The sequence below is a fragment of the Metamycoplasma equirhinis genome (assembly GCF_006385185.1).
GTDB lineage: Bacteria > Bacillota_I > Bacilli_A > Mycoplasmatales > Metamycoplasmataceae > Metamycoplasma > Metamycoplasma equirhinis.
This window is the reverse complement of record NZ_VFIX01000006.1, coordinates 40,834-52,983: the sequence shown is the minus strand read 5'-3', so window position 1 is coordinate 52,983 and position 12,150 is coordinate 40,834. Positions and strand designations below refer to the sequence as shown.

Annotated in this window: 10 protein-coding genes, 8 tRNA genes and 1 rRNA gene; 18 read left to right on the top strand and 1 reads right to left on the bottom strand. The window is 28.0% G+C overall.

Annotated elements, in window-relative coordinates:
- The 14 genes from FJM08_RS02640 to FJM08_RS08130 form a co-directional block, all read left to right on the top strand.
- Nucleotides 1-127 (top strand): 23S ribosomal RNA (locus FJM08_RS02640); the annotation flags it as partial.
- A 486-nt stretch (nucleotides 128-613) separates the two neighbouring features.
- Entirely contained in the window at nucleotides 614-2,590 is a 1,977-nt protein-coding gene (locus tag FJM08_RS08145; RefSeq protein WP_211331341.1) for a rhodanese-like domain-containing protein, read from the top strand.
- Between the two features lie 169 nt (nucleotides 2,591-2,759).
- Nucleotides 2,760-3,548, top strand: a complete 789-nt coding sequence (locus FJM08_RS08140) for a tRNA1(Val) (adenine(37)-N6)-methyltransferase (RefSeq protein WP_140031655.1) — start codon at nucleotides 2,760-2,762, stop codon at nucleotides 3,546-3,548.
- Nucleotide 3,549: 1 nt separating this feature from the next.
- A complete protein-coding gene (gene metG, locus FJM08_RS08135) occupies nucleotides 3,550-5,097 on the top strand; it encodes a methionine--tRNA ligase (RefSeq protein WP_140031654.1) in 1,548 nt (515 codons plus the stop codon).
- A gap of 86 nt (nucleotides 5,098-5,183) precedes the next feature.
- Nucleotides 5,184-6,449: a GTPase ObgE gene (gene obgE / locus FJM08_RS02620; protein ID WP_140031653.1), complete on the top strand. Its 1,266-nt coding sequence runs from the start codon at nucleotides 5,184-5,186 to the stop codon at nucleotides 6,447-6,449.
- A gap of 133 nt (nucleotides 6,450-6,582) precedes the next feature.
- A tRNA-Pro gene (locus FJM08_RS02615) sits at nucleotides 6,583-6,659 on the top strand.
- Nucleotides 6,660-6,664: 5 nt separating this feature from the next.
- Nucleotides 6,665-6,741, top strand: a tRNA-Ala gene (locus FJM08_RS02610).
- A 4-nt stretch (nucleotides 6,742-6,745) separates the two neighbouring features.
- A tRNA-Met gene (locus FJM08_RS02605) sits at nucleotides 6,746-6,822 on the top strand.
- Nucleotides 6,823-6,845: 23 nt separating this feature from the next.
- Nucleotides 6,846-6,921, top strand: a tRNA-Ile gene (locus tag FJM08_RS02600).
- 2 nt (nucleotides 6,922-6,923) lie between these two features.
- Nucleotides 6,924-7,014 (top strand) — tRNA-Ser (locus FJM08_RS02595).
- 7 nt (nucleotides 7,015-7,021) lie between these two features.
- Nucleotides 7,022-7,097: transfer RNA gene (locus tag FJM08_RS02590), tRNA-Met, on the top strand.
- Between the two features lies 1 nt (nucleotide 7,098).
- Nucleotides 7,099-7,175, top strand: a tRNA-Asp gene (locus tag FJM08_RS02585).
- Between the two features lie 4 nt (nucleotides 7,176-7,179).
- Nucleotides 7,180-7,255: transfer RNA gene (locus FJM08_RS02580), tRNA-Phe, on the top strand.
- A gap of 73 nt (nucleotides 7,256-7,328) precedes the next feature.
- Nucleotides 7,329-8,114, top strand: a complete 786-nt coding sequence (locus tag FJM08_RS08130) for a PQ-loop domain-containing transporter (protein ID WP_140031652.1) — start codon at nucleotides 7,329-7,331, stop codon at nucleotides 8,112-8,114.
- Here the strand turns inward: FJM08_RS08130 and FJM08_RS02570 are convergent.
- Nucleotides 8,092-8,439, bottom strand: a complete 348-nt coding sequence (locus tag FJM08_RS02570; protein WP_140031651.1) for a YigZ family protein — start codon at nucleotides 8,437-8,439, stop codon at nucleotides 8,092-8,094. The genes FJM08_RS08130 and FJM08_RS02570 overlap by 23 nt on opposite strands.
- Nucleotides 8,440-8,481: 42 nt before the next feature.
- Here FJM08_RS02570 and FJM08_RS02565 point away from each other — a divergent pair, with 42 nt between their 5' ends.
- The 4 genes from FJM08_RS02565 to FJM08_RS02550 are packed head-to-tail and all read left to right on the top strand — an operon-like array spanning nucleotide 8,482 to nucleotide 12,066.
- Nucleotides 8,482-9,384, top strand: coding sequence for an RluA family pseudouridine synthase (locus tag FJM08_RS02565; protein ID WP_140031650.1), 903 nt, complete (start codon nucleotides 8,482-8,484; stop codon nucleotides 9,382-9,384).
- A 34-nt stretch (nucleotides 9,385-9,418) separates the two neighbouring features.
- Nucleotides 9,419-10,381, top strand: a complete 963-nt coding sequence (locus tag FJM08_RS08125) for a hypothetical protein (RefSeq protein WP_140031649.1) — start codon at nucleotides 9,419-9,421, stop codon at nucleotides 10,379-10,381.
- Between the two features lie 17 nt (nucleotides 10,382-10,398).
- A complete protein-coding gene (locus FJM08_RS08120; RefSeq protein WP_140031648.1) occupies nucleotides 10,399-11,493 on the top strand; it encodes an ABC transporter permease in 1,095 nt (364 codons plus the stop codon).
- 3 nt (nucleotides 11,494-11,496) lie between these two features.
- Nucleotides 11,497-12,066, top strand: coding sequence for a hypothetical protein (locus FJM08_RS02550; protein WP_140031647.1), 570 nt, complete (start codon nucleotides 11,497-11,499; stop codon nucleotides 12,064-12,066).
- Nucleotides 12,067-12,150 lie beyond the last annotated feature (84 nt).

Here is a 12,150-nt window from a genome sequence, read left to right as displayed (position 1 = left end):
GGGAAGCCCCCTCAAAGATGAGTATTCCCTTTAAATTCCTTATAGACTATGAGGTTGATAGGCTGGAGGTGTAAGTGCAGCAATGCATTCAGCTGACCAGTACTAATAAATTGAACGGTTTAATAGTGGATTCTATAGAGATTTATCTAAAATTGCGATATTCAGTTTTCAGGGAACGAAATTAATTAGGCCTTATACCTGATTTTTTATTTCTCATTTTTTTTAAAAAATAAACAATAAATCAAAGAAAATTGATGGAACTATACTAGAAAATGCTGAACATGGTTATATTAAAGAATTTTTTGACATACTTTTAAAAAATGGTGGTTTACCAATGGGAACACTAGAAAAAGTAGTCGCTAAAGCATTCAATTTAAAATAATTACTTTATATACCGTTAATGAAATACAACAATTAAACAACATCATTGTTTAATTGTTTTTATATTAATTAAATTTTCAAATATTTTGTTTATTTTTATAAAATAAAATCGCAAAAATTATTCATTTTTAATTAATAATCAATAATTAATTTCATTAAATTGATAATTTTGTTTATAAAAAAATAAAATAGTATAAAATAGATGAACCATTTAAAATAAAGGCGGAAAAATATGAAAAAAAATATCAAAATACTTTTAGCAAGTTTTGTTGCTATGCCAGTTGCTATTTTACCAATTGCAACTAAATGCAATATCACTAATGACAATAAAAAAAATGAAAAAGAAAACGATAAAAACGAAGAATTTTTAAAAGAAGTTAATACCAATATTGCAGAAGATATTATTAATAAAAATAAAAATAATCCTAACTTTCAATTATTAGATGTTAGAACTCAAGGTGAAATTAACGAGCAATATATAGAAGGAATGATTAATATTGATTTTAAAAAATCAAATTTTAAAGACGAAATTTTAAAATTAGACAAAAATAAAACATATCTAGTATATTGTCGTACTCAAAATAGATCGTCAGAAGCTGCCAAATTAATGCATGAAAATGGTTTTAAATATGTTTATTGAATGTATGGCGGAATCACTCAATGATTAAAAGACGGCAAACCAGTTGTAAAGCCTAAAGTAACTAATGAAGATATCACAATTCAATCATTAAAAAATGTTTTTAGCAGTTATAATGAAGTTAAATTTAATATTTTAGGTCTTAAAGAAAACAAACAATTTATGGCTACTTTATATGGTGAAGACAAAAATGCAATTGCAAGCAAGGAAATTAATAATGTAAATTCAGAATTTGTTTTGAAAAACGTTTTTAATGCTGTTAATATCGAAAATGAAAAAATATACACAATTGAATTAAAAGAAAAAACAAATCAAAAAATAGCTTTATTTAGTTTTAAAATTTCGACCATTGATAAAGACAAATCATATAGTGATTATAATAGCCAAAATGCTTACAGTCATATAAACAGTCAAAGCAAACATGATATCAATGAAAAATTTATACAAGACCGTTTCGGAACAAATATTTTGCAATACAAACTATTTGATCTAGATAAAAAAGAAAGTAAACTATTTGAAAAAATCGATCCATCTAAAAAAACAATTTTAATGTTTGGCTCAACAACTTGTGGTTCATGTTTAGAAACTTTTACCGAATTAGAAAATCTCGATTTATCAAATTTTAATTATGTAAAAATTTTAACTTCAATTAATCCTAATGAATTAGATGAATCAGTTTCAAACGTAAAAGATGTATTTACAAAAAATAAATATGAATTATCAAATTCATTTTTAGATGCTAGTGATTTTATTTGACAAAAGAAATTGAATTTTTCAACTACGCCAAAACTAGTAATTTTAGATGAATTTGGCAGATTAGTAAATGCTTCAGAAGCATTTAAAAAAGAAGAATTTTTCAATAAATTTAATTTATTAATTAAAAACACATTCAATGTAGAATTGAAAAATAAAAATGGTGAAAACGCACCGGAAATTCAAACTCCAGAACCCAATCCAAATCCTCAACCAGAAAAGCCACAAGAACCAGAAAAAGAGTGAGAATCAAATCGAAACTTCACAAAAAAAACATTTGAAGAACGTGAAAAAGATAAAGAATTTGAATATCATGGATATTACGATGAAAGTGGTACAGATATTAAACAAATTGATATCAATAAAAAATTATATGGTACTGATGTAACGAATTTTAAAGTTTATGATTATAACGGCGATGCTAAAAAATTTAGTGAAATAATTCCAAAAGACAATGATAAACCTACTATATTATTGTATGGAAAAATATATTGCGGACATTGTTTGCAAAGATCAAAAGAGTTTACACAAAATCCTTTTAAAAATGCTAACTTTATAGATTTAATAGATTCTACTGGTTATGGACAAGGTAATTATTATAATATACTTAATGCTAATGGCTTAAAAGAACATGTAGATAAAAATATATTTCGGCCTAACCTATATAGTTATGATGACGACTGAAAAGTATTGCACCAAAATTTCCGTTTTGTTCCTAGAATATTTATTTTAGATAAAAATAATAAGGTAATTTTTACCTCAGTTGAAACATATAATATTTCTAAATTGCTTGAATTTTTAAAAAATACAATTGCTTAATTATTTTTAAAATCTGTAAAAAATATGGATGATCATATTGTAAAAATATGACTTCATTTTTTTCTATTTTTATTTAGATTAAAAAACTTATATTAATTTTTAAAATTATATGCTTGCAATTTTTATTAATACATAATTAATTGATTAATTCATTTATAATTAAATGAATATGAAAAAAGGTGTTATTAAAAACAATCTTGGTTACAGCGGGAATTTATTTGTTTATCAAGATAAGGAAATGTTTAATTATTCCGTTGATACAATCTTACTTGGCAATTTCGTATCGTTGAATCGTAATGTTTCAAATATTTTGGAAATTGGAACAAATAATGGCGCCTTATCAATATTTATTGCTGCGCGAAGCAAAAAAATCACTATTGATGCAATTGAAATACAAAAAAAAGCATGTCAATTAGCTAAGCAAAATGTTAAGCTAAATTCCATGGAAAATCAAATAAATATCATTAATGCTGATTTTAAAAAATGAGTAAATGAATATGCCTATAAATGCGGTAACAAATTAGCTAAAAAATATTCATCAATAGTGGCAAATCCGCCTTATTATAATGAAAACTATAATCAAACTCGCATCAATTGCACCATAGAGCAAAAATTAGCAACACATGAAATTAATTTAAATCTCGAGCAATTGATTGAAGGCTCGTCAAAAATTATTGAACAAAAAGGTTATTTAACAATAGTTTTACCAATTGCTAGATATGTGGATTTACTTTGTTTACTAAGAAAGTATAAATTTGAACCAAAACGAATTCAAATTGTTTATACTAGAATTAATAGTTTGCCTAAATTTTGTTTAGTTGAAGCTAGATATAATTCCGGATGAGGTACGCACTTTTTAGCAAATTTATATTTACATAATGAAGATTCTAATGATCATAGCTATCGTGACGAAATAAAAGCATTATATATTCCAAAAAAGGAAGCAAGAGGAGAATAATATGGCTAAAAAAACATTTTATATTACAACACCAATATACTATCCTAGTGGAAATTTACATATCGGACATTTGTTAACAACTACTTTAGCTTGAGTGTATAAAAATTACAAATCACAACAAGGATATGATGCGTTTTTCTGTACAGGAATTGATGAACACGGTCAAAAAATTCAAAAAAAAGCTGAAGAAAATAATATTGATCCACAAACATATGTGAATGCACAAGCGAAAAAGTTTGAAAATTTATGAAATTTATTGGATATAAAATATGATTCATTTAATCGAACAACCGATAAAAATCATGAAAAAATCATTGCATTAATTTTTGATAAAATGCTTGAAAAAGGCTATATTTATCGTGGTGAATATGAAGGTTTATATTCTATTAGCGATGAAGAGTTTTTAACGAAAACCCAAGCAATGCATAAAGAGGGCAAATACTATCACCCTCAATCTGGCCATGAATTGCAAGAAGTAAAAGAGGAAAGTTATTTTTTTGCAATGTCAAAATTTACACCTTGAATTAAAAAATTCTTTTTAGAAAATCCTGATTTTTTAGCAAATAAAGTTATTTTAAAAGAATTAAATAATAACTTTATTAATAAGGGGCTAGACGATTTATCAGTTACACGTGTATCTTTTGATTGGGGAATAAAAATTAATCAAAAAAATGATAAAAAACAACATGTTATATATGTTTGATTAGACGCTTTATTTAACTATATTACTTTTTTAGGATACTTATCAGATGATAATTCTAATTACAAAAAATATTGAGAAAATGGTGATGAACGTGTGCATTTATTAGCCAAAGAAATTTCGAGATTTCATGCTATTTATTGACCGATATTTTTAAAATCCCTAGATATTAATTTGCCAACCAAAGAAGTTATTCATTCATGAATCATAACCCCTGAAGGAAAAATGTCAAAATCAAAAGGCAACGTAATAGATCCAATTCCACTAGTCCAAAAATATGGCGCCGAAGAAATAAAGTATTTTTTTAGTTCACAAGTAAATATTGATAATGATTTTTCGTTTAGTGAAGAATTACTTATAAATGTTTTAAATGCTGATTTGGCAAATAATTTTGGTAATCTAGTTAACCGTAGCGCCAAAATGATAAATAATTCATTTGTTAATGGAACAAAATATTTTCCCGGAATGTTAGAAATAATTGACAAAGAAATTTTTGCATTAATTTCACAAACATATAAATCATATCAAGCCGAATTTGACGAATTTCACGCTGACAAAGCTCTTAAAAAAGCAATAGAACTTGGCAAAAAATTAAATGAATATATTGATCGAACCGAACCCTGAAAATTGAAAGATAATTTATTGCGTTTAAACGTCATTTTAAATACCTTGCTTAACGGGATATATGCAATTAATTTTATGTTGAGTGTTGTAATGCCAAATAAAAGCAAAAAAGTTTTAAAATTTTTAGCTCAAACAGAAAATAGTTACGAGAAAATGCTCGATTTCAGTAAATTTGATAATAAGCCAATTATTGCAAATGAAATTTTATTTGAAAGAATTAAATAATTTGTTAAATAATCAATAGATATAATTAACTTTAATTAGTTATGTTATATCTATTTTTTATATATACTATTTGGTAAAATAGTAACATGAAATTTATTGATGAAGTTAATATAATTGTGCAGGCGGGCAACGGTGGAAACGGCATTATCAGTTTTCGCCGTGAAGCAAATGTTGATAAAGGCGGCCCAGACGGTGGCGACGGCGGCGACGGTGGAAACATTTATTTTGTTGGTGATACTGGTCAAAATACGCTTTTGCCATTTTACTACCAAAATAAATTACAAGCTGAATCTGGAGAAAACGGCAAACCTAAAAATGCATATGGTGCAGCTGGTAAAGATTTAATAGTAAAAGTACCAATGGGAACAATGGTTTATTTAGGTGATAAATTAATTGCTGATATTATAAGCAATGAAAAATACTTAATTGCCAAAGGTGGCATTGGTGGCAAGGGAAATTTACGATTTAAATCAAGTCGTAATACTGCGCCTAGAATATGTGAAAATGGCTCACAAGGGCAAAAATTAGAACTTCATTTAGTTTTGAAAGTTTTGGCAGATGTTGGATTTGTTGGCAAACCTAGCGCAGGAAAAAGCACAATTATTTCTCAGATTTCAAATGCTAAACCTAAAATTGCTGATTATGATTTTACAACACTTGTTCCTCAACTCGGACTAGTAAAATATTTTGATGAAACATTTGTTGCGGCTGACTTGCCAGGACTAATTGAAAAAGCACATGAAGGCAAAGGGTTAGGAATTAGATTTCTGAAACACATTGAACGTTGTAAAGTTATTGCACACGTTATTGATTTTGGGTCGCCCGAAAAAAATCCAATTTCGGATTTTCAAATAATTAATGACGAACTAAAAAAATATAATCTTAATTTAGAAAATTTACCACAAGTAGTAATCGCTAATAAAAGCGACCTTGATGACTTCGAAGAACATTTAAAATTATTTACTAAAAAATTTCCACTAATACCTTTAATTTCACATTCTGCATTAACTAATGAAAATATTGACGAAATTAAACGTTCGTTACTTGAAAAAATTAAATTACAACAAAATATAAATTTTACTGAAGACAAAGATAATATCGTTGTCATTTCATTAAATAAAAAACCAATTAATATTATTAAATTAAATAATGAAACATATGAAATAATTGGTGATGACGTATTCGAAGTTTATGATCGTATTCCTTTGCTTTCAATTGATAACCTTTGAAGATTTAATAACAAATTGAAATCACTTGGAGTTTTTGAACTAATTAAAAATAGTGAAATCAAAAACGGCGATACTATTAAAATTAAAGATTATGAATTTACCTGAAATGCCGAAGATTTTTAAAATTAATACTGGCATTTTTGCACATTTTTGAGCGAAAAAAATCATCAATTTTTTCACAAAACAAAAAATATTTTTTTTGGCAATTTAAATTAAAATTTATATATAATAATAAGGCAAACAATCTAATGCGCGTGGAGAAGTAGCTCAGCTTGGTAGAGCACTTGACTTGGGCTCAAGCGGTCGCAGGTTCGAATCCTGTCTTCTTCACCATTTATGGGGGGGTAGCTCACCTGGCCAGAGCGCCTGCCTTGCACGCAGGAGGTAGAGGGTTCGAGTCCCTTCCTCTCCACCATTATGGCACTGTAGCTCAGTTGGTTAGAGCGTCCGGTTCATACCCGGAAGGTCAAGAGTTCGACTCTCTTCGGTGCTACCATATGTAAACCTAACAGAGCGCACGGACCCATAGCTCAATGGTTAGAGCAACCGGCTCATAACCGGTCGGTTACAGGTTCGAGTCCTGTTGGGTCCACCATTGGGCAATTACCCAAGAGGCTGAAGGGAGCAGTCTTGAAAACTGCCAGGGGCTTCACGGCCCGCGGGGGTTCAAATCCCTCATTGCCCGCCATTTATATAGCGGAGTAGAGCAGGCGGCAGCTCGTTGGGCTCATAACCCAAAGGTCATTGGTTCAAATCCAATCTCCGCAACCACGGTCCAGTGGTAAAGTGGTTTAATACGCTTCCCTGTCACGGAAGAGATCGCGAGTTCAATTCTCGTCTGGACCGCCATTATGGCTCTGTAGCTCAGTTGGTAGAGCAACGGACTGAAGCTCCGTGTGTCGCTGGTTCGATTCCTGCCGGAGCCACCATTTCAGAAATGACTAACACCTTTCGGTGTTTTTTTATACTTATTTTTAAACGTTTTTATATAATAATAAGGTTATGAATATTGCAATCGAAACGTTAGGAATATTAGGGGCGCTTGCTACAATAGGATTAGGTATTCCTCAACTAATTCAACAATTAAAAACTAAAAAAACCGGAAAAGTTAATTTTGCTTCATTTTGAATATTTTATATCGGAATTGTTTTTTGAGTAATTTACGGAATGTTTGCAGGTCCAAGTTATTGACAAGTATTTGTTGCGAACATAGTGTGTACACTAATATATTCTGCAACGATGTATTATTTATATTATTTTTTAGATCAAAAAACCAAAAAGCAAATGATGCAAGTTATTATTGGCATTACTATCATTTCATTTGTTTGTTTAGTTTTATTAATTTTATTTTCGCTAAACATGAATCAGTTTATAAAGGCAGGAATGCCAAAAAACAAACATGATTATATTATTCCGATTTTACCTGAAGCGCATCGTGGAATAATAGCTGCTATTGCCCCATCACTAACCACATTAGCATTTTTACCACAATTGATTATTAATTTAAAAAATAAGGACTTCAAAGGTGTTTCACAATGAATGCCATTTCTATTTATGATTAATAATTTATTATGAATTGCATATTTTATTTTAAAACCAATAAATCATGATCCTAGTGTTTCAATAAAAGATGCATGAATCGAAGTTACACCGGCGCTTGCATGACAATTTATTTCATTAACTGTCTACTTTATACAATTTACAACAATCACTGTTTATAACGCTAAACAAAAGAAAATTGATAGTCAACCAACTAACGAAAGTGCTAGTCACCCAAACATTGCTTAGCCGCCATTAAATAGGTGCGTAAAAGCGTGGATTTGCCCAATTTAATTCCGCCAAAATATCTAACAACAAAAACCGCTTTGTTTGTTAGATTTTTATTTTCTAATAACTTGTATATCGGAATTCCGGCTACACCTTTGGGCTCATTATCGTCACTATATCCGGAAATTTTGATTTTATTTTCCTCAATAATAAATGCATAAACTATATGATTAGCTTTTTTGTGTTCGCTTATTAGCTTATTAAGTAAAATTTTCACTTCCTCTTTGGAATGAACATTAAAGCAAAAGCTTAAAAATTTAGATTTTTTAATAATTAATTCATGCATAGCATAAATATTATATATGTCTTAATATGTTAAAATATTCGTATGTTGAAAATTAAAGTTGAATATAGCGAAAGAATTGATAAATATATTGCTAATAATTCCGAAATTAGTCGTAATGATATTCAAAAACTAATCCAAGAAGGATCGATTTATGTAAACGGAAGTAAAATCAATAAAAATAAATATATTTTGAAAATTGATGATGAAATTGAAATCATTAGACAAATCGACAAACAAATTAATGTAAAAGAGCAAAATATACCTCTAGACATCGTTTATGAATGTGATGATTTTTTAGTTGTTAACAAACCATCTGGACTAGTAGTTCATCCCGCTCCTGGACATCATGATTCAACTTTGGTTAATGCACTTATGTATCATTTTAAAAATAATTTAAGCGATGTTAACGGTCTTTTAAGATTGGGAATAGTTCACCGCATTGATAAAGATACAAGCGGGCTTTTACTTATCGCAAAAAATAATAAAACCCATAATTATTTTGCAACTTTACTTAAAAATCATGAAATTAAACGAACTTATTATGCAATAGTGGATGGAATAATCGCAAACAAGGAAGTTCATATTGATTTACCTATTGGAAGAGACAATAAAAATCGCCAAAAATTTACCGTAACAGAATTAAATTCAAAGTCATCTTATACAATGCTTAAAGTAATCAAATATCTAAAAATTAACGGAAAAGATAAAACATTAATAAAATGCAACCTTAAAACCGGAAGAACACATCAAATTAGAGTACATTTGGCATATATTGGCCACCCAATTTATGGAGATCCAGTTTATAATAAAACAATTGATGAATTCAATCAAAGACTTCACGCTGGTGAACTTGATTTTGTAGATGCTAATGGAATTGTTCGACATTTTGAAGCAAAAATGCCATTGGTCATGCAAAACGAAATTGAACAAGAAAAAATATTTTAAAATATAATTAATACATTAATTATTAGGAGTGAATATGAATAAAATTGATTTTGATAATTATAATTCAACAAGCGAATTATATAAAGAACACGGTAAAAGATACTGAATGTGATTTATTTTATTTTCGGTATTTTTCGGACTTATTTTATTGTTACAAATTACATCGATAGTCCAATATATTTATGCTAAAGAAAATTATTTAACGCATTATGCAGAAATAATTAGCAAATCATATACCGATAATGTTCCTGCTCGTGCTAGTGAGGCATGAAATCGAAACCTAAGCATTAGCACAGTGTTTGTTAGTGTCATATTTGGTATATTTATTTGACATGTGCTATCACTTATCAAAATTAAAAAGACTAATGATTTTTCGAGTTATTCATTTTTCTTAGCTCAAATTTATTTATTAATTGCTGTAATTTTGATTATAAATGCAATATTCTCAGGTTCCAGTTATCTAAAGATATATCCATGGGAAATTAATCGTATTTTAAATATGGTTTCAACAATTTTATTTATTATTACATTTTTTACATTTTGAACAATGGCAAATGGAGCTATTAAAACATTTAGAATTTTAAAAATTAGATTGATGCAAAAAAATATGAGTAGTGATTCCACATTTGCAGCATTTGAAAACTTTTTTTCGCAACAAAATAATTCAAACAATTCAAATTCTAATTCATCTTCACAAACTACCACTACAGCTGATGCTACTGTAGCCACTGCAATGATGTCAGGCGACGGTATGCCGCAAAAAAGCGTATACCGCGAAAAACTGGAAATTTTAGACAAAGAACAATTAGTTTTAATGGCACAAAAACTAAATATCTACGGTGCAAATGAATTTAGTAAAGAAGAGTTAATCGAAAAAATAACCGCTATTTTTGAAGAAAAAAATTTTGATGCCAAATCAAATCAAAATAATTTCAATAGCGAAATAAAATCTAACGAAAATAACGACAACGATAATCAAACTAAAACAAATAATTAATTAGAAAAGGAAGAAAAATGCCAATAAATTTTCAAAGTTCGTCATCAACGACTAAACCAACAACGTATTCAATTTGATTGCTCTTATTAGCACTTATATTCATTGCTGCGCTATATATGACAATTAAATTAATAATAAATTTTAAACGCAGTATTACAAAAACTAAACAAATTTTAAAAGAAGAATTGGTTATTAAATATGTGCAAGGTTTATCGCCAAAAAGCAACGCCTTTTTCAACATTTTAATAATAAACGCAACTTGAATTGCGATGATTATTGTGTCCTCAATAATGATTTCCAAAACAATCAAAGCAAATAATAATACTTATGTTGCTTTTATTGCAATTACATTATTAGCATTTTTTGCAATTTGTGCGTTCAATATTAGTTTATTTATTTTATATATTTATGGATTTAATTCTCCACAATATAAACACAACAAAAATGATTTATTTTTAGAATTAGAATCATTACGTTCGCAAAAAGCCAATTTAATTAGTAATTATCCCGACAAAATAAAAATTGATGTAGAAAAAATTTCTCAATCAAATCCACTTGCTCCTCGTGTTTTAACAAATTATTTAAATTACTATAATACAAAAATTAATAGCAGCGAAATTTCATTAATTAAAAAATATAAAGAATATTTAAATGAGATTTTTAAAATTGATTTTTTTATAGAATCACTTGAAACAATCGAAAAACAACAAGAAATGCAACAAAACATGTTAGGTTATAGCCAACCCGAAAATAATGATTCGCTATCAAAAGTTGAAAAAGAAATTATTTGAATGGACCGTATGGATAAAAAAGTTAAATTAATGAAAGAAACTGAACATTTTGACAAAGTGGACAAAAAAGAATTTGCCAAAAAATATGATGAATATTTATATACCGTAAGATCACAAGATCCTGTATATCAAAATATTCAAAAAAATACATGATTGACTTATCGCGATGGCGACATTGAAGATTTATTTTACAACCCTAATAGCACAATAACATATACTCTTGACAATGGTCAAAGTGCAAATGAAAAATCATTAGCTGATTTCCTAAAAGAATATAAAGAGTATTTAGTAGCAAAATTTTATTCATTGGATTTTAAATAAAATATGAAAAAGAAAATTTATTTGCCTATAATGGTTGCCGGTTTGGGGATGTGCGCAACAATTCCGGTTTTATCAAGTTCATGTAATTTTTCAAATGTTAAATACAAATTATTAAATGGTTTAAAATCCAAAATGATATCGCTTATTGGCGATGTTAATGAATATTTTAAAGATGATAAAGATACTGATATTAAAGAATTCAAAGACAAATTAACCAAAATGGTTAACGATATGCAAAACGAAAAAATCGCAAAAAATAACGAATTAAAAGATTTTATTAATAATTATGAAAATAAATTTAATGATTTAATTTCTTTGTATATCAAATTAAAGCAAGAAAAATATAACATTATTGCCGATTATTATATTGCTAAAACTAGTTTGTTAAATTATGTTAAAACAGAACTAATAAATCCGAAATACGCCGAAGTTGCCAAAAAGGCTAATGAAAAAATTAATAAATTACCACAAACTGTTGATATGTCAATTGCTAAAAAAGAAATTCTAAAATACACCGAAGAAATAAATAATATTTTAAAAGAAGCCAAAGAAGAAAAAGCCAAAATCGGATAATTTCATCGCCAAAATAGCGATGATTTTTTTTATTAAATAATTCCAAGTAAAAATGATTTTTTTAGGGTTTATAAAAATTTATAA